The organism is Thiomonas bhubaneswarensis (assembly GCF_001418255.1).
Lineage (GTDB): Bacteria > Pseudomonadota > Gammaproteobacteria > Burkholderiales > Burkholderiaceae_C > Thiomonas > Thiomonas bhubaneswarensis.
Genome location: NZ_LIPV01000001.1, coordinates 23,634 through 39,929, shown reverse-complemented (window position 1 = coordinate 39,929; position 16,296 = coordinate 23,634). Strand labels below are relative to the sequence as shown.

Annotated in this window: 19 protein-coding genes; 6 read left to right on the top strand and 13 right to left on the bottom strand. The window is 67.0% G+C overall.

The genetic code is table 11. From position 1 onward, the window contains the following. Positions 1-11: 11 nt before the first annotated feature. Entirely contained in the window at positions 12-470 is a 459-nt protein-coding gene (locus ASC45_RS00225; RefSeq protein WP_055449035.1) for a hypothetical protein, read from the bottom strand. A gap of 105 nt (positions 471-575) precedes the next feature. On the opposite strand from ASC45_RS00225, the gene ASC45_RS00220 reads away from it, so the two are divergent. Continuing rightward, on the top strand, positions 576-1,607 hold the full coding sequence (locus tag ASC45_RS00220; protein ID WP_055449034.1) for an isocitrate/isopropylmalate dehydrogenase family protein: 1,032 nt from the start codon (positions 576-578) through the stop codon (positions 1,605-1,607). A 23-nt stretch (positions 1,608-1,630) separates the two neighbouring features. Here the strand turns inward: ASC45_RS00220 and ASC45_RS00215 are convergent, their stop codons facing one another. The 11 genes from ASC45_RS00215 to ASC45_RS00165 form a co-directional block, all read right to left on the bottom strand. Then, entirely contained in the window at positions 1,631-2,050 is a 420-nt protein-coding gene (locus tag ASC45_RS00215) for a hypothetical protein (protein WP_055449033.1), read from the bottom strand. A 14-nt stretch (positions 2,051-2,064) separates the two neighbouring features. Next, positions 2,065-3,342 carry a molybdopterin-dependent oxidoreductase gene (locus ASC45_RS00210; RefSeq protein WP_055449032.1) on the bottom strand — a complete coding sequence of 426 codons (1,278 nt, stop codon included), beginning with the start codon at positions 3,340-3,342 and terminating at the stop codon, positions 2,065-2,067. Between the two features lie 127 nt (positions 3,343-3,469). Further along, complete coding sequence (locus tag ASC45_RS00205) at positions 3,470-4,231, bottom strand: SDR family NAD(P)-dependent oxidoreductase (protein WP_055449031.1); 762 nt, start codon at positions 4,229-4,231, stop codon at positions 3,470-3,472. Positions 4,232-4,236: 5 nt separating this feature from the next. After that, positions 4,237-4,812, bottom strand: a complete 576-nt coding sequence (locus ASC45_RS00200) for a DUF3833 domain-containing protein (protein ID WP_055449030.1) — start codon at positions 4,810-4,812, stop codon at positions 4,237-4,239. Between the two features lie 15 nt (positions 4,813-4,827). Continuing rightward, positions 4,828-6,162, bottom strand: a complete 1,335-nt coding sequence (locus ASC45_RS00195) for an MFS transporter (protein ID WP_055449029.1) — start codon at positions 6,160-6,162, stop codon at positions 4,828-4,830. Continuing rightward, complete coding sequence (locus ASC45_RS00190) at positions 6,159-6,776, bottom strand: chalcone isomerase family protein (RefSeq protein WP_055449028.1); 618 nt, start codon at positions 6,774-6,776, stop codon at positions 6,159-6,161. Before ASC45_RS00190 ends, ASC45_RS00195 begins: the two co-directional genes overlap by 4 nt. Continuing rightward, entirely contained in the window at positions 6,760-8,031 is a 1,272-nt protein-coding gene (locus ASC45_RS00185; RefSeq protein WP_055449027.1) for an SAM-dependent methyltransferase, read from the bottom strand. Before ASC45_RS00185 ends, ASC45_RS00190 begins: the two co-directional genes overlap by 17 nt. A gap of 2 nt (positions 8,032-8,033) precedes the next feature. Further along, a complete protein-coding gene (locus tag ASC45_RS00180; protein ID WP_245609890.1) occupies positions 8,034-8,906 on the bottom strand; it encodes a DUF1365 domain-containing protein in 873 nt (290 codons plus the stop codon). 11 nt (positions 8,907-8,917) lie between these two features. Next, entirely contained in the window at positions 8,918-10,222 is a 1,305-nt protein-coding gene (locus ASC45_RS00175) for an NAD(P)/FAD-dependent oxidoreductase (protein WP_055449026.1), read from the bottom strand. Positions 10,223-10,246: 24 nt separating this feature from the next. Then, complete coding sequence (gene folE2, locus ASC45_RS00170; protein ID WP_055449025.1) at positions 10,247-11,065, bottom strand: GTP cyclohydrolase FolE2; 819 nt, start codon at positions 11,063-11,065, stop codon at positions 10,247-10,249. A gap of 51 nt (positions 11,066-11,116) precedes the next feature. After that, positions 11,117-11,713, bottom strand: coding sequence for a glutathione peroxidase (locus tag ASC45_RS00165; RefSeq protein WP_055449024.1), 597 nt, complete (start codon positions 11,711-11,713; stop codon positions 11,117-11,119). Between the two features lie 232 nt (positions 11,714-11,945). Here ASC45_RS00165 and ASC45_RS00160 point away from each other — a divergent pair, with 232 nt between their 5' ends. After that, a complete protein-coding gene (locus ASC45_RS00160; protein WP_055449023.1) occupies positions 11,946-12,956 on the top strand; it encodes a MerR family transcriptional regulator in 1,011 nt (336 codons plus the stop codon). On the opposite strand, the gene ASC45_RS00155 is transcribed toward ASC45_RS00160, so the two are convergent. Continuing rightward, entirely contained in the window at positions 12,941-14,368 is a 1,428-nt protein-coding gene (locus tag ASC45_RS00155; protein ID WP_055449022.1) for a chloride channel protein, read from the bottom strand. The genes ASC45_RS00160 and ASC45_RS00155 overlap by 16 nt on opposite strands. Before the next feature lie 159 nt (positions 14,369-14,527). Here ASC45_RS00155 and rfaE2 point away from each other — a divergent pair, with 159 nt between their 5' ends. The 4 genes from rfaE2 (at position 14,528) to ASC45_RS00135 (ending at position 16,279) form a co-directional block, all read left to right on the top strand. Next, positions 14,528-15,007, top strand: coding sequence for a D-glycero-beta-D-manno-heptose 1-phosphate adenylyltransferase (gene rfaE2 / locus ASC45_RS00150; protein WP_055449021.1), 480 nt, complete (start codon positions 14,528-14,530; stop codon positions 15,005-15,007). Continuing rightward, positions 15,004-15,480 (top strand): HAD family hydrolase, encoded by a 477-nt coding sequence (locus ASC45_RS00145; RefSeq protein ID WP_245609889.1) that lies wholly within the window; start codon positions 15,004-15,006, stop codon positions 15,478-15,480. Before rfaE2 ends, ASC45_RS00145 begins: the two co-directional genes overlap by 4 nt. Before the next feature lie 88 nt (positions 15,481-15,568). After that, a complete protein-coding gene (locus ASC45_RS00140) occupies positions 15,569-15,871 on the top strand; it encodes an ElaB/YgaM/YqjD family protein (RefSeq protein ID WP_055449445.1) in 303 nt (100 codons plus the stop codon). A 12-nt stretch (positions 15,872-15,883) separates the two neighbouring features. Continuing rightward, positions 15,884-16,279 carry a phage holin family protein gene (locus ASC45_RS00135; protein WP_055449020.1) on the top strand — a complete coding sequence of 132 codons (396 nt, stop codon included), beginning with the start codon at positions 15,884-15,886 and terminating at the stop codon, positions 16,277-16,279. Positions 16,280-16,296: the final 17 nt, after the last annotated feature.

The following is a 16,296-nucleotide window of genomic DNA, read 5'->3' as shown; positions in this document are numbered from 1 at the left end:
CCCCAGCCCCGTCAGCCCATCAGCCGCGGCGTGCCTGCGCGCTGAATCCGGTCGTCGAGCTCGCCCAGGGTGGCGTTGATGCCGTTGGCGTTGGCCTCGATGGCGCTGCGCATTTCGCGGTCGAGCTGGTCGATGCGGTCCAGCAGCTTTTGCATGTCGGCGCTGTGCAACTGGCGCAACTCGTCGAAGCGCGAGGCTTCGGCCTTGTCGGCAAGTTCGCGCTGCGCCTTGAGTTCCTTGGCCACGCGGCGCGATTCACTCATCATCCCCGCCTGCAGCACCACGATGTAGATCAGGAACACGGCGGCCAGTGCCACGATGAGCGCGAGCATGATCAGCCCCAGCGGGGCTTTGACCGGAGCAAAGCCCAGCGATAGATCGGTGGGCGCCATCAACACGCTCCAGTTCAGTGCAGAGAACGCGGCGATGAGCACCATCACCAGAATGACCAGGCCACTTCGCAGATTCATGTCGGCTCCCTTTTGTCGATTTGGGTTCGCTACAGTTTAGGGAATCACACGCCACACGGCACGACCCTTGCTAGATGGGATGACCCCCCTCGACCGGAGACTTCGATGAGCATGCGCATTCCCGCCACCCTGATCGCCGGAGACGGCATCGGCCCCGAAATCATGGACGCCACCCTGGAGGTGCTCGACGCGCTCGACGCGCCCTTCGAGTGGGATTCGCAGGTCGCCGGGCTGGGTGGGGTGAAGACTGCGGGCGACCCGCTGCCCGCGGCCACGCTGGCAAGCATCCGCACCACCCGGCTGGCGCTTAAGGGGCCGCTGGAAACGCCCTCAGGCGGCGGCTACCGCTCCAGCAACGTGCGGCTGCGTGAGGCGTTCAAGCTCTATGCCAATATGCGCCCGACCAAGACGCTGATCCCCGGCGGGCGCTATGACGACATCGATCTGCTGGTGTTCCGCGAGAACGTCGAAGGTCTGTACATGGGCTATGAACATTACATCCCCATCGACGGCGATCCGCACGCCGTGGCCATCGCCACGGGGGTGAACACGCGGCAGGGCGCGCGCAACATCCTCGACTACACCTTCCGCACCGCCATCGCGCTGGGGCGCAAGAAGGTCACGGTGGTGCACAAGGCCAACATCATGAAGGCGCTCACCGGCATCTTCCTCGAAACCGCCTATCTGCTGCACAAGGAAAAGTACGCCGATCAGATCGAACTCAACGACGTGATCGTCGATGCCTGCTGCATGAAGCTGGTCATCAACCCGTGGCAGTTCGACACCCTGGTGACGACCAATCTGTTCGGCGACATTCTGTCGGATCTGGCCGCCGGGCTGGTGGGCGGCCTGGGCATGGCGCCCGGCGCCAACATCGGCCAGGATGCTGCCATCTTCGAGGCCGTGCACGGCAGCGCGCCCGACATCGCAGGCAAGGGCATCGCCAACCCCACGGCGCTGATGCTGGCCGCAGCCCTTATGCTCGACCACGTCGGCGAGCACGACAAGGCGGGCCGCCTGCGCCAGGCCCTATCGGACACCCTGAACATCGACAACATCCGCACCGGCGATCTGGGCGGCCGGGCCAATACAGAGGCCTTCACCGCCGCGGTGGTCAGCCGCATCAACAACGGCTGATCGCAGCGGCGGGCCGAGGCTCTTTATTGCTTGCGCGTCTGCGGGGTGTAGTGCGCTTGCAGATAGGCGATGATGTCCTTGGCCGTGGCCTCGTCGATGGGGGCGCCAAAGGTCTTGATCATCTTGTGGACTTCGGCGTCCCATGTGGCCGCAGGCAATGGCGGCTGCATGGTGATGTAGGTGACGCTGTGGCACATGCTGCAGTGACCCAGCACGGTATCCCGGCCGGGGCCTGCGGCCAACTCGGCGGTGTAGGTCGGCCATTTGCCCACTTTGTACACATCGCCGTTGCCGGGGATGACGCGCGCCGGTTGCAGCGCACTGCCCAGCGGCCCACCGGCGTAGTCTCCTGAATCGAGTAGGCCGGGGCGTGGCGTGTCGGCCTGAACGGAGCCGACCAGCGCGGCCAGGGCGGTCAGCGTGAGGACGAGAAATTTGCGCATGATGCTGTCTCCTCTCAGGCCGAGAGCACCAGAACCTGCTGGCGCTCGATCTTGTTCCACAGGTAGCCGCCGGGGTTCCAGACCCCGGCATCCGGCTGGGTGTGTCCGGTGGAGTCGGTGGCGCGCACGGCGATGGTCTGCAAGCCCGCCAAGGTGGGCGTCCAGACAAACTGAAACTCGCGAAACGCGTGTCGGCCGAGGTCGCGGCCCAGCCGCGCCGGCTTCCAGGTCTGGCCGTCGTCGGTGGAAACCTCCACCTTGCGGATGCCGCCCATGCCGCTGAACGCAATGCCACGGACGACCATGGGGTGACCGCGCATCACCGCCACACTGTCGTCGGGATCGACGATGAAACTGCGCACCGGCATGTTCACATGGCCGATGGGCACCATCTTCACCTTGCCCTCCTTGAGCGCTTCGGGCGTGGTGTTGCCGCCCGGCGTGTCCGGAACTTGATAAGCCGGTTTCATCCAGAAATTGGTGTCGGGCTCGGTCAGGGCGCGGATGTGCGTGAGATGCTTGGTCCAGTAAGTAGCGAACTTGCCCGGCATGACCAGCCGCACCGGAAAGCCGTTGAGCATGGGCAGGGGCTGGCCATTCATCGCGTACGCGATGATGGATTCGTTCAGAATCGCCTCATGCAACTCCCACGACTTGAGAAAACGGTGCGAGCCCTTGCCCTGCGGGCCAGGCCCGTGATCGAGTCCCTCGAACTGGATCTGTACCGTGCCGGGGGCTATGCCCGCGCGATCGAGCACGTCGCGCAGCCTGACTCCCGTCCACTCGGCGCAGCCCATCGCGCCATTGCCCCATTGCCCGCCCGGAACCCGCGGCTGAAAGCGGCTGCGCGAATTGCCCGAGCATTGATTCACCGCGGCCAGCGTGACCGGGTGGAATTCGCGCTGGAGCTGATCGAAACTCAGCTCCAGTGGCTTCTTGAAGTTGCCCGACAGCATCAGCCGCCACTGCTTCAGGTCGATGGCGTTGGGAATGTCGGGCAGGTGGTACCGCACATAGAACGCCTCGTTGGGCGTGAGCGCGGTGCGAAAGTAATACCGCGGGGTTTCGAGCTGAATGGGGCGATCGGTCAGCCGCAGCAGTGGTGCCTTCTGCGGGTAGGTGACGTAAGGCCCGACATTGTTCCAGTACGGATTGGCCTGCGGCCCAGTGAACGAAACGAGTGGGTCTTCGGCCTGTGCGGCCACCACGGCCCAGGCCGGGCGGGTCATCCAGGCCGCAGCGCCTGCAGCGGAAAGCGCCAGCCACTCGCGGCGATGCATGCGTAGGTTCATGGGTCTTCCTCCTCGGGATGGAAAGGCCGTCGCCTGGGGTCGCGGCCCGTTACGTTGTGCAACAAAGACTAATGAAAACCTACATGACGCCCCATTGGGGATCGCATACAGCCAAGGGTATGCCGCCTCACATCCCGGTGAAGCGGCTGACGATGTGGAAATACAGTCCGCGCGGCAGCAGGCGCAGCAGCTTGAGCCACAGGGTGAAGCGGCGGGGGAAGTGGATGTCGAAGCGTCCCGCTTCCAGGCCGGAGACGATGGCGCCAGCTGCCTGCTCCGGGGTGATGAGCGCGGGCATGGCGAAGGTGTTCTGGCGGGTGAGCGGGGTTTCGACGAAGCCGGGGTTGATGACGCTCACGCCGATGCCCATGGGGCGCAGATCGAGGTAAAGCGTTTCGGCCAGGTTGATGAGCGCCGCCTTGGTCGGGCCGTAGGCCAGCGCTTGCGGCAATCCGCCGAAGCCCGCCACGCTGCTGACCAGGGCGACATGGCCCGCTCGCTGCGCGTTGAACACCGGCAGCGCCGCACCGAGGGCGCGCAGCGCGCCACGGTAGTTGACCTCGTCATGCTGCAGGGCCGAGGCCAGGTCGAAGGCGGTGGCGCGCATGGGGCGGTAGGTGCCGGCGCAATAGAGCAGCAGGTCGAGTCCGCCCCATTGCTGCTGCAGGGTCTGCATGCCGGCCTGCAGCGCCGCGGTATCAGTGACGTCCAGCGGCAAGGCCAATGCGCCGCCTACGGTCTGCAGGGCCTGCGCATCGCGCGCTGAGACGGCCACCTGGGCGCCACGCTGCAGCAGCGCCACCGCGCAGGCGCGGCCTATGCCGGTGGAGGCGCCGATCACCCAGACCCTCCGCCCTTTCCAGCCCTCGATGCGCGGGTTCAGCGGCATGGCGCTCAGGATTTGTGGAAGGACAGGAATACGCTGCCCACCTTGAAGCCGAACTTGGTGATGACCGAATGGTTGAGCAGGGTGTGGTCGTCCATCAGGTACATCCAGTCGTCGAACTGCACGTGATAGATCGTGCCATCGACCGGCAGCGCCAGGGTGTAGTGCCAGTTCAGCGCATTGCCGGCGGCGCGGCCGATGGCCTCGCCGATCACGTCACCCGCGGTGCCCACGTAGCGCTTCTCGCCGTCTTTCTCGGGCAGCTCGCGGATGGTCCAGATGCGCTCCTGCTTGGCGCCGTCGTGGTAGACGAAATGCTCGTCGAGCGTGCCGACATCGCCCTTCCAGGATGCGTCGATGGTGACGTGAAAGCGCCGCGTCATCTTGCCCGAGCGGTCGAACACGATGCCCACCGCGGTGAGCCGCCCGTTGAAATACTGCTTGAGATCGAAGGTGGGCGTCTGTCCGCGGTAGTCCAGCGGCGTGACGCTGGCGCAGCCCGACAGCAGGCTGATGCCCAGAACGGCGGCGAGCAGCCAGCCACGGCGAAAGGACAGCCAGGAACGCAAGGTGGACGACAACATGGGAACACTCTCCATTCAGGAAGCGGACGCGGCCAGACCCGGCCGACCGCGGACGAAAAAATGCCAGAGCAGACCGGCAGAAACCAGCTTGAGCAGCGACGGCAGCAGGCAGTACGCCACCACCAGCGGCGGCAGCGCGCCGGTCTCCAGCGTGCCTGGCCTGTAGCCGAACAGCGCCAGCAGCGGCAGCGCCAGCCCCGCAGCCAGTGCGAGGTTGAGCTTGGTCGCAAAGTTCCACAGCCCGAAGTAGGCGCCTTCGAACCGGTTGCCGTGGCCACCCGCGCGAATGACCCCGGCCAGCAGCGCAGGCGGCATCACCAGATCGGGGCCGAGCGCCGCGCCCGACAGCACCACCACCAGCGCATAGCCCCAGCGGTCGCCCGGCTGCAGCAGCGCGGCCCAGACGAAGGCCGCCACCGCCATTGCCATGCCCAGCAGCCAGCAGCGCGCCGCGCCCAGGCGGGGCACGGCGCGCAACCAGAGCGGCACCAGCAGCCCGGCCGCGGCGAAATAGGCAAACAGATAGACGCCGGCCAGCGCCGCCGCATCGAGCCGGTCGCGGATGAAGAACAGCACCAGCGTGGCCGGAATCGCCGCCGCGATGCCGCTGGTGACGAACACCGCGAGCAGCGCGACGAAGCGCGGGTTGTGCAGCGGCGCAAGCAGGCTGCGCCAGTGCAGCGCATGCGTTGCCGCGCGGTGCGGTGCCGGATCGGGCGCGCGCCACAACAGCACCAGCCCGGCCAGCAGCGCGAAGGCGAACACCACGACCAGCGCGGGGGCTCCGCCCAGTTGCGGCACGAGGGCCGCCAGCAGCACCCCGGCCAGCCCCAGACCCTCGCGCCAGGCCACGGTGCGGGCAAGCTCGGTCTCGTTTCTGCCCAGCATGGCGCCCCAGGCCTGATGCACGATGGACGCGGCGCTGAAGCCCAGATAGGTGAGCAGCAGCGCGCCGACGAAACCCAGGGTGAATCTCGCCGGATCGGCCTCGAAGGGCAGCAGCGCGGGCAGGGCGAACAGCGCGGCAAACCCGGTGAACATCAGCACGCTGGCGGCGGTGAGCGCGGGCTTGGCCAGGCCGTGGCGCAGCAGATGATCGGCCAGCCGTCCCAGCCAGGGGTCGAACAGCGCATCGGCAAACCGGGTGATGAGCAGCACCGCGCCCAGATAGCCCAGCGGCACCGCATAGCGCGTGGCGTAGTGCTCGGGCAGGTAGACATAAAGCGGCAGCGCGACGAAGGCAAACGCCAGACTCGGCGCCCCGTAGCGCAGCAGCGCCAGGGCATGCAGCGGGGCGGAACCGGCTGCGCCCATTACGTTGGCGGGAAGGCTGCAGGGCGGCGGGTTCATGGGGTGCTGGCCGCGCTGAAGGCCTTGGCGAGGAGGTCGTCGCGCAGCCCGGGCGCGGGTGTGCGGGGCGAGAGCCAGATGGCGAAAAACGCCCGGGCGAAAGCGGTGCCGGGCACCGATCCGCGCAGCTTGCCGTTGAAGTAAAAGCGGGTCTGTGCCGACGCCGCGCCATCACCGCCGGGGGTGAACACGCCGGTCAAGGTGTCGCCGTCGGTCACGTCGGGGAAGATGCGTTGCATGGCGGCCAGCCAGGCGCTGCGCTGCTGCGGGCTGCCTTCGTCGAGCTTGCGCATCTCTTCTTCCGAGCGCGCGGCTATGTCGCCACCGTCGAGGCTGCGGGCGTAGCGCAGTTGCAGGGCGAAGGGCGTCTCGCCCAGGCGTGAGCCCAGCCCTTGCGGCCCGACCCAGAGGGTGGCGCGGTAAACCAGAAAGCCGAAGTAGCGAAACTCGCCACTGCCCGAAAGCCGGGCGTCGGGCATCGCGGCAAGAACCTCGGCGGGGATGTCGGTCGCGGCGCGCGACAGGCTGGGCAAGGCCAGCGCGCACGCGGCAGCGGCCTGCAGCAGACCGCGGCGCGTCAGGTTCAGGCGATGAGACTCATTGCGGCCGGGCATGGCGCAGGGTGAACTGCCAGACATTGGTCGAGCCCCGGCTGAAACCGGCCTCGCAGTAGGCGAGGTAAAAGGTCCACAGCCGCACGAAGCGATCGTCGAAACCCTGGGCGCGCACCGCGTCGAGCTGGGCGGTGAAGCGCTCGCGCCACAAGGCCAGGGTACGCGCATAGTCGGTGCCGAAGGCCAGTTCCTCGACGACTTCCAGCCCCGCCGCCTCGGCCTGGGCGATGAAGGCCATGCGCGAGGGCAGCATGCCGCCAGGAAAGATGTAGCGCTGGATGAAATCGGTGCCGCGACGGTAGTCGGCGAACAGGTCGTCAGCGATGGTGATGGTCTGAATGCAGGCGCGCCCTCCGGGCTTGAGATGGCGCGACAAGGCGCGGAAAAAACCCGGCCAATAGGCCTCGCCCACAGCCTCGAACATCTCGATGGAGGCGATGCCGTCATATCCCTCGGGCGGCGCGAGCCTGTCAAGGTCGCGGTAGTCGCACAGTTCCAGGCGCGGCCTGGGGCTGCCGCCAGCGAGCCGGTCGCGTGCGTAGGCCAACTGTTCGGTGGACAGGGTGATACCGTCCATGTGCAGCCCGTGCTGCTGGCCGACCTCGGCCAGCCCGCCCCAGCCGCAACCGATTTCGAGCACGCGCGCGCCGGGCTGCAGTTGCAGCTGGTCGAGCACGCGCTCGTATTTGGCGGTCTGGGCCTGTTCCAGCGTCTGCGCGGCGTTGCCGCTGAACAGGGCGCTGGAATAGGTCATGCTCGGATCGAGCCAGAGACGGTAGAAGGCGTTACCGATGTCGTAATGCGCGTGGATGTTGTCGCGGCTGCCGGCGCGGCTGTTACGGCGCAGAAGGTGGCGAATACGGTCGGGCAGCCGCGCGAGTGCGCTGCCGTGCAGGGCGCGGGCGATGATGTCGCGGTTGGCCACCAGCAATTCGAGCAGGGCGGGTAGGTCGGGCGTGTCCCAGGCGCGGCGCATCCAGGCTTCGGCGAAAGCGATGTCGCCGCGGCGAAGCACCTCGGCCATCACCCGCCAGTCGTGCAGCGTGACTTGGGCATGCAGCCCGCCTGTGTCGTGGCCGTAGTGACGCCAGACGCCGTCGGGCCCGAACAGGTCGAGCCGACCGATCTGCAGGCGTTCGAGCAGACGCAGCACACCCCGCGCGGCAAGCGGCGGCTTCGGCCTTCTGCGGCTCGCGGCGGACATGCCCGCGGGGGCTGGGGAAAGCGAAGAGAGGGTGCGGTCGCTGGCGCTCATGATCAGGTCGTGAAGGAGTCTGGAGGGAGAGGCTTGGCATGAAAGGGCACGCGGCTGCGCCACAGCTTGAGCGCCTGCCAGTGGATGCGGGCGATGACCCCGAAGCTGTGCAGCGGGTGGCGCAGCAGGGCCTTGCGGGCGCTCGCTTTGGTAAGCGGCGTCAGCTCGCCGCTGAGGCTGGTCTCGATGAGCGGGCTTGCGTCGTCGTCATGGTCGATGCGCAGGATGAGACGCGGCGGCGTGGTCGTGGTGCTGCGCAGGAAGCGAAAGCGATAGGCGCCTTCCACTGTGCAAAACGGCGACACGTGAAACACCTTGCGGGCCGTGTAGGACGCGCCCCATTGCAGCCGGTCGCTGCCCGGCTCGGGGGTGAGGAGGTAGCAATGGCGTTCGCCGAAGGTGTTATTCACCTCGGCCACCGCGCAACGCAGGCTGCCATCGGCGCGCTCGCAGTACCACAGGCTCACGGGCTTGAAGACATAGCCCCAGACGCGCGGAAAGGTCTGCAGCCAGATCTCGCCGTCGGCGTCGGTGATGCCTTCGGCGGCCAGCAGCGACTCGATCCACGCAAGACTGTCGCTGCGTCCATCGCCGTGATCGGCGTCGTAAAAACTCATGGCGCCGAAGCGGTTGCGGGCGATGGGCAGCAGGCCTGCATCGCGGGCCAGACTGCGCATGGGCAACAACAGGAACATCGCGCGATAGCTGAACGCATGCTCCACCGGCCGCAGCCGACGGTGCCGCACCGGCCCGCTGCCCAGCAGCGGCCGGTTCAACGCGATGTCCTGGCGCAGCGGCGTGGGCTCATCGTTGCTCAAACGGCTGGGCGCAGGCCTGGTTTCCAGCCCGCTGCGCATGGTCCTGGCCGAGATCATGGCGGCTGCCCTCACGCTGCAAGAGCCCGGTACGCGCCCTGCGCATCCAGGTCGGAAAGCAAGGCCTGCGCGGCTTCGAAGCCCGATTTCAGGCCGTCTTCATGGAAGCCGTAGCCGCACCAGGCGCCGCAGAAATAGCTGTGCTGTCGGCCTTGCAGCTCGGGCACGCGCCGCTGCGCGGTGATCGCGGCCCGGTCAAAGATCGGATGGGCGTAACTAATCTCGCGCAGCACGGTGTGCGGCGCCGGTTCGCGCAGCGGGTTGAGCGAGACGACGATGGGGCGCTGGGTGGGCAGCGGTTGCAGCTTGTTGAGCAGATAGTGCAGGCACACGGTGGGCGCCTGCGCGCCCGTGGCGGCGCCGCTTTCGTAATTCCACGAGGCCCAGGCGCGACGCGCTCGCGGCAGCAGGCGGGTGTCAGTGTGCAGCAGGGCGCGGTTGGGCTGGTAGCGTATGGTGCCCAGAACCTCCTGCTCGGCCGGGCTGGGCGCATCGAGCAGGGCCAGCGCCTGATCGCTGTGGCAGGCGAAGATCACCCGGTCGAACCAGATCGGGCCTTCATGGGTGTGGACCTCGACGCCGTCGTCATGCCGCGTCACCCGGTGGACGGGCGTGTTCAGCCGCGCGTCGGGCAGTTGGGCGAGCATGGCCTGCACATACTGCCGGGCGCCGCCGCGCACGGTGAACCACTGCGGCCGGTCGTTGACCTGCAGCAGGCCGTGGTTGTCGCAGAAGCGCACCAGGGTGGCCAGCGGAAAGTCGAGCATCTGCCCCGGGGGGCACGACCAGATGCACGCGGTCATCGGCAGCAGATACCAGTGCAGAAAGGTGTCGCCGTAGCCTTCGCGCCGCAGGTACTGCCCCACGGTGAGATCGGCGTCGAGTTCGGCGTCGGGACGCCGCGCCAGCGCCGTGGCCTCGCGGTTGAAGCGCAGGATGTCGCGTAGCATGCGCCAGAAGGCAGGCCGCGCCAGGTTGCGCCGCTGGGCGAACACCGTGTCCAGATTCGACCCACTCCACTCCAGCGTGTCACCGCCCGCCAGCGGGGTCTGCACCGAGAACGACATGTCGGACGTTGCCAGTGGAATATTCAACTCGGCGAACAGCGCCTGTAGCCTGGGGTAAGTGCGCTCGTTGAGCACCAGAAAGCCCGTGTCCACGGCGAAGGGCAACTCGCCGGGCAGGTCGACATCCACCGTGTGAGTGTGGCCGCCGAAATGCGAGCCGGCCTCGAACAGCGTGATCTGCGCACGATGGCGCAGCGCCCACGCCGCCCCAAGGCCTGAAATACCGGTTCCGATGATGGCAATGCGCATGATCTTGGCTCCCGGGCCGCGTCGTCAGAGTTTGCGGCCTTCCACCAAGGCATACGCCGAATGGTTGTGGATGGATTCAAAGTTCTCCGATTCCACGGTGTAGGCGGCCACGCGGTCGTCGCGCTCCAGCGCCACCGCGACGTCGCGCACCAGGTCTTCGACGAATTTGGGATGGTCGTAGGCCCGCTCGGTGACGTACTTTTCGTCGGGCCGCTTGAGCAGGCCCCACAGCTCGCACGAGGCCGCGGTCTCGGCGATGCGGATCTGCTCGTCCAGCCCCAGGTCGCCGCGCAGCGTGGCGCCTATGGTGACGTGCGAGCGCTGGTTGTGCGCGCCGTAGTTGGAGATTTCCTTCGAGCACGGGCACAGGCTGGTGACCGGTACCTGCACCTTCTGCACCAGCGTCGTCGCCCCGGCTTTTTGTTCGGCGCGCAGCGTGACTTCATAGTCCATCAGACTCTCCACGCCCGAGACCGGAGCAGCCTTGCGGGCGAAGTAGGTGAACCTCGCCGTGATGGCGCCCTCGGTGGCCTGCAGGCGCACCAGCATGTGCTGCAGCAAGACGCCGAGTTGCCGGGCGTCGAGCGGCTCGGGGTGGGCTTCGAGCATTTCGATGAAGCGCGACATGTGCGTGCCCTTCACCTCGGGCGGCAGCGCCACCGTCATCTCGAAGGTGCCCACGCTGGGCTGCGCGCCCTGCGCGGAACGGATCTGCACCGGGTAACGCACATCGCGCACCCCGACCTGCTGAATAGCGATGTGGCGCAGATCGGGCGTGGCTTGCACGTCGGGAAGGATGGCGGCGGCTGCGGCCTGGGTAAACAGTTTTTCCGGGGCGTTCATGGCGGACCTTTCAGGCGGGGTGAGGAGGAGATGCGGCGGGGGGCGAAACTCTCAGGGCTTCTGCGCGAGCAGGGTCTTGATCTTGGCGACGAAGTCTTTGTTGTCCGGCGTGACCAGGCTGGGATAGACGCCGACAACCTTGCCATCGCGCCCGATCAGGTATTTGTAGAAATTCCACTTGGGCTGATCGCCGGTGGCCAGGATGAGCTTTTCATATAGCGCGTTGGGCTTGGGCTCGGTTACATGCGAGGGCGCGAACATCGGAAATTGAACGTTGTAGGTGTCCTTGCAGAACGCGGCGATTTTGGCGTTGTTGTCCATCTCCTGGTGAAAGTCGTTCGACGGAAAGCCCAGCACCACCAGGCCCTGCTTGCCGTACTCGCGGTACAGCGCCTCGAGTCCCTTGTATTGCGGCGTGAAGCCACAATAGCTTGCTGTATTCACCACCAGGATGACCTTGCCCGCGTATTGGCAAAGGCTTTCGGGCTTGTCGTCCTGCAGCCGGGGGAAGGTCTTGTTGAGCAGCGAGGGGCAGGTGGCTGGCGCCGCGGGTGCAGGCTCGGCGGCCTTGACTGCGGGCGCCAGAGTGAACGACACGGCCGCAAACAGCGCTGCGGGGAAGGGGCGGAAGGAGGCAAAGAGAGACATGGACAACTCCAGTAGTGATTTCGGTTTGTCTAGGACAATGATGCTTGAGTTCCATGAACAGACCAAGCATCGCCCTGTTTGTCCTGGACAACATCAGGGTTATCAGATTTTCAGCGGGCCGCTTAACATAGTCATACGACAAGCGACGCAGAGCGGATTCAGCGGGTTTTCAAGGGCCTGGTGAGGCCGGGCTCTGCAATTCAATCCGTTCTTGTCCAAGACATGACTTTTTATGAATGACCTCACCCTCAACCCAGCGAAGCCGCTGGGCATTGCCGCCGTCGAGCGGGAGACCGGCATCGGCAAGGACACGCTGCGGGTGTGGGAGCGACGCTACGGCTTCCCGCAGCCCGAGCGCGACGCTGCGGGCGACCGCCTCTATCCGGCGGAGCAGGTGGAGCGGCTGCGGCTGATCAAGCGTCTGCTCGATGCCGGGCACCGTCCGGCGCAGGTCGTGTCCTTGCCGTTCGAGAGGCTCGACGTGCTGACGCGCGGCGCCGGGCTGCTGACCGAGGCCAGCTCGGCTGCCGCAACCGGCGCGCTCACGGCCGAACCCGCCGACAGCCCACTGGTCAGCGCCTACATCGCGCTGATCAAGCAGCACGACGCCGAGCGCCTGCGCCGCGCCCTGCAGCAGGACGTCATGCGCATGGGCCTCGACCGCTTCGTCACCGACATCGTGGCCCCGCTCAACACCGGCGTCGGCCAGGCGTGGATGCGCGGAACGCTCGAAGTCTTCGAAGAGCATCTGTATTCCGAGGTGATCCAGCGCGCGATGCGCACCGCCATCAGCGCCATACCGCTGGCCGATGCCGCGCAGTCACGCCCCAGGGTGCTGATGACCACGGTGCCGCAGGAGCCGCATGTTCTGGGCCTGCTGATGGCCGAGGCGATGCTGGCGCTGGAGGGCTGCCGCTGCGTGCAACTCGGCGCGCAGCTTCCGCTCAGCGACATCGCGAGGGCGGTGCGCGCCCATGCGGCGGACGTGCTGGTGCTCAGCTTTTCGTCCCTGCTGCAGCCCGCGCAGGTGCTCGACGCCGTGGCCGATCTGCGCAGCCGTCTGCCGCAGCAGGTGGAGCTCTGGGTGGGCGGCTCCAACCCGGCGCTGCGCAAGCGCCTGCCCGAAGGGGTGCGAGTCACGGCGTCGCTGAGCGATCTGGCGCCCGCGGTGCACGACTGGCGCGAGCGCCACCGCAGCCCGTCCACCACCGATCTGCTGCTGCCGCCTCAGTCGCGCGATTGAACGGGCCGCTGCGGGTCGAGGCCCGACGGTGGGCCTTCGGCCGCGTCGTCCGGCGCTTGCGGTGCGGGCTTGCGTCCGGTGATGGCCTGGAACAGCGACGTCTTCGATCCGCCCTGCTCCTCCTTCAGCCCCAGCGCCTCGGCATACACCGAGCGCTCGTGCAGCAGGCTGCCGATGACCGAGGCCACCACGCAGGCCGGCATGGCCGCGAGCACCACGTTGTAGTTGCGGGTGATCTCGAACACCATGATGGCCGACATGGCCGGCGCATGCGTGGTGGCCGCCAGCAGACTGCCCATGCCCACCAGCACCCACAGCGCCTGCGCATGCGTGGCATCGCCCAGCAGCAGGGTGTGCTGCACCATCAGGCCGATGGCGCCGCCAAGCATCAGGGTGGGGGTGAGCACGCCGCCGGGAATGCCCGCCGCGCTGGCCGCCGTCACCGCGATGATGCGCAGCACGAACACCAGAGCCAGGGTGGACAGCGCCCAGTGATCGACCAGCATGGACTGCACCACGCTGTAGCCGTTGCCCCAGACCTCGGGGCGAATCATCGACAGCAGGCCGATGAGCAGTCCGGCCAGTCCCATGCGCAGCGGCAGAAAGCCGATCAGCGGCTGGTAGCGACGGCGCGCGTTGTCGAGCAGCCACAGAAACGCCGGGCCTAGCAGGCCGGCGATCAGGCCGATGAACACCGCATCGAGCAGATCAGAAAAGCCCACCACGGGAATGGTGTGCGACAGGTACAGCGGCCCGGTGGCGAACAGTGCCTGCGTGGTGAGTTCGCCCATCACCGCGGCCACCAGCACCGCGGCGATCTCGCGCAGCGCCAGCCCGCCCAGAATGATCTCGGCGACGAACAGGGTGCCGGCGATCGGGGCGTGATAAGCGCCGGCAAAACCCGCAGCCGCGCCACAGGCGACGATGAGGCGGCGGTGCGCGGCATCGGTCTTGCCGATGCGCCCGAGCAGCGACGACACCAACGCCGCGAACTGGATCATGGTGCCCTCGCGGCCGATGGTGATGCCACTGCTCACCCCCACCAGCGACGACAGCGTGCGCGTGAGGTTCGGCCCCAGCGGCAGCCTTCCGTCGCCCACCAGCACCGCCTCCATGTATTCAGGCCCGCGCGGCCGCTTGATCCAGCGATGTCCGGCCCACATCACCAGTCCGCCCAGCGTGGCGCCCACCGTGGGGATGACCACCCGCGCCCATAGCGGCAGGCCGGTTGCGGCGGCCACCAGATGCTCCTGCTCCGAATAGAGCCGCATGATGGCGTACATCGCCTGGCGGAAGCCCTCGACTGCGATGGCGCTGATGAACCCGACCAGCGCGCCGACCAGGGTCATGGGCACCATGGGATCGAGGTTGTGCCAGAACAGACGCAGGCGGCCGAGCAAGGCGGACGTCACAGGGGGACTCACTTTCCCGATGGGCCTGACTTGCAGGCCTGTCGATGGATGATGACATATGGATCGATCAAAATCATATCGGCATCCACCCCGCGCAGGCGTGAACAATCGTGACGGGGCTTTCGACCGACTGGACGGGCTGCGGCTAAGCTTCGTGCCATGCACTTTCTCGACAACATCGTTTCCGCAGACCAACTCGACACCCGGCTTGCAGCCCTGCCGCGTCCGATGGTGTTCACCAACGGGGTATTCGACATCCTGCACCGGGGCCATGTGGTTTATCTGGCTGCAGCCCGCGCGCTCGGTGCCAGTCTGGTGCTCGGGCTGAACACCGATGCCTCGGTGCGCCTGCTCGGCAAGGGGCCCGAGCGACCGCTCAACACGCAGGACGACCGCGCCGCCGTGCTCGCCGCGCTGGAGAGCGTGAGCCTCGTCACCCTGTTCGACGAGCGCATGCCGCTGGCGCTGATCGAGCGCGTGCGACCCGACATCTACGTCAAGGGCGGCGACTACGACATGGCCACCCTGGCCGAAACCGCGCTGGTGCAGACCTGGGGCGGGCGTGCCGTGGCCATTCCCTTTGTCGAAGGCCGCTCCACCACCGCGCTGGTCGAGCGCATTCGCGGCGGGTCGGCATGATGACGCGCGCAGGTTTGACCATTGCCGTTCCTGGAGCGGCGACATTGGGTTTGCGGCATCTGCTGCTCGATTTCAACGGCACGCTGGCTTATGACGGCGCCCTGATCGACGGCGTCTCCGAGCGCCTGATCGCGCTCAGTGCGACGCTCGACATCGAGGTGCTCACGGGCGACACCTACGGCACGGTCGAGCGCGCGCTCGCGGGCCTGCCGGTGCGTCACACCGTGGTGGTCTCCGGTGCCGACAAGGCCGCGCGCACTCGCGCCTTGGTGGCGTCCGGGGTGGCGGCCGTGGGCAACGGCCGCAACGATGTGGACATGCTCGGCCTGGCCACCCTCGGGGTGGCCGTGCTCGGGCCGGAGGGCGCCCACGCCCAGGCGCTGACGGCGGCGCAGATCGTCGTGCCAGATATTCGAGCCGCGCTCGACCTGTTCCTGCATCCCCAAAGACTGGTTGCCGCACTGCGGCCGTGAGTCTTGCCGTGGATCATGCCCTTGGTTGCATTGCGGTTTACCATGTTTGCAGCAAGACGCGTTTTTTCACCCTTTCAAGGAGCTCACCATGACCAAGTCCGCCAAAGAGATCAAATCCGACGTCGCCCTCGTGATCGACCATGCCGAAGATCTGCTCAAACAGGCTGCGGCAACGACCGGTGAGCAGGCTGCCGAACTGCAGCGTCGCGGCATGAATCTGCTGCGCCAGGCCGCCGAGAAGGCCCAGGATCTGCAGGATGCCGTCGTCGAGCGCAGCAAGGCCGCCGCTCAGGCCACCGACGACTATGTCCACGACCATCCGTGGAAAGCCATCGGCATGGCGGCAGCCATCGGCCTGGCTGTGGGCCTGCTGATCAACCGCGGCCGCTGACCTCGCGAGGCCATGTCCAACGACGAGCACAGCAGCCAGCCCGATGGCCTGGGCGCGGCATGGCAGCGCCTGACGGCAAGCGCGGCGTCGTTGCTGCAAAGCCGCATCGAGCTGGCCAGCATCGAGCTGGCTGAGGAGCGCCAGCGGCTGCTTGCCTTGGCTGTGCTCGGCGCGGTTGCCGTGCTGTTCGGCCTGCTCGCCGTGGGCAGTCTGACAGCGCTGCTGGTCATCCTCTTTTGGGATCGCAGCCACTGGGCGGTGCTCACGGCGCTCTGCGTGCTTTACTTTGGCGTGGCGGCCTATTGTCTGTATCGCATCCGCCAGGCCACCCTGCACGCGCCCGTGCCGTTTGCCACCACCCGGGCCGAACTGGCGAAGGATGCGGCCGTGTGGCGCTCCCGTTCCTGAGGCTCTCGCCTACAAGA

Coding starts and splice junctions, on each gene's coding strand:
- ASC45_RS00175 (WP_055449026.1), bottom strand. CDS start 10,222: ATGCGCATTGCCATCATCGGAACCGGTATTTCAGGCCTTGGGGCGGCG.
- ASC45_RS00200 (WP_055449030.1), bottom strand. CDS start 4,812: ATGTTGTCGTCCACCTTGCGTTCCTGGCTGTCCTTTCGCCGTGGCTGG.
- ASC45_RS00160 (WP_055449023.1), top strand. CDS start 11,946: ATGAATGACCTCACCCTCAACCCAGCGAAGCCGCTGGGCATTGCCGCC.
- ASC45_RS00205 (WP_055449031.1), bottom strand. CDS start 4,231: ATGCCGCTGAACCCGCGCATCGAGGGCTGGAAAGGGCGGAGGGTCTGG.
- ASC45_RS00215 (WP_055449033.1), bottom strand. CDS start 2,050: ATGCGCAAATTTCTCGTCCTCACGCTGACCGCCCTGGCCGCGCTGGTC.
- ASC45_RS00210 (WP_055449032.1), bottom strand. CDS start 3,342: ATGAACCTACGCATGCATCGCCGCGAGTGGCTGGCGCTTTCCGCTGCA.
- ASC45_RS00220 (WP_055449034.1), top strand. CDS start 576: ATGAGCATGCGCATTCCCGCCACCCTGATCGCCGGAGACGGCATCGGC.
- rfaE2 (WP_055449021.1), top strand. CDS start 14,528: ATGCACTTTCTCGACAACATCGTTTCCGCAGACCAACTCGACACCCGG.
- ASC45_RS00165 (WP_055449024.1), bottom strand. CDS start 11,713: ATGTCTCTCTTTGCCTCCTTCCGCCCCTTCCCCGCAGCGCTGTTTGCG.
- folE2 (WP_055449025.1), bottom strand. CDS start 11,065: ATGAACGCCCCGGAAAAACTGTTTACCCAGGCCGCAGCCGCCGCCATC.
- ASC45_RS00195 (WP_055449029.1), bottom strand. CDS start 6,162: ATGAACCCGCCGCCCTGCAGCCTTCCCGCCAACGTAATGGGCGCAGCC.
- ASC45_RS00190 (WP_055449028.1), bottom strand. CDS start 6,776: ATGCCCGGCCGCAATGAGTCTCATCGCCTGAACCTGACGCGCCGCGGT.
- ASC45_RS00185 (WP_055449027.1), bottom strand. CDS start 8,031: ATGAGCGCCAGCGACCGCACCCTCTCTTCGCTTTCCCCAGCCCCCGCG.
- ASC45_RS00180 (WP_245609890.1), bottom strand. CDS start 8,906: ATGATCTCGGCCAGGACCATGCGCAGCGGGCTGGAAACCAGGCCTGCG.
- ASC45_RS00225 (WP_055449035.1), bottom strand. CDS start 470: ATGAATCTGCGAAGTGGCCTGGTCATTCTGGTGATGGTGCTCATCGCC.
- ASC45_RS00140 (WP_055449445.1), top strand. CDS start 15,569: ATGACCAAGTCCGCCAAAGAGATCAAATCCGACGTCGCCCTCGTGATC.
- ASC45_RS00145 (WP_245609889.1), top strand. CDS start 15,004: ATGATGACGCGCGCAGGTTTGACCATTGCCGTTCCTGGAGCGGCGACA.
- ASC45_RS00135 (WP_055449020.1), top strand. CDS start 15,884: ATGTCCAACGACGAGCACAGCAGCCAGCCCGATGGCCTGGGCGCGGCA.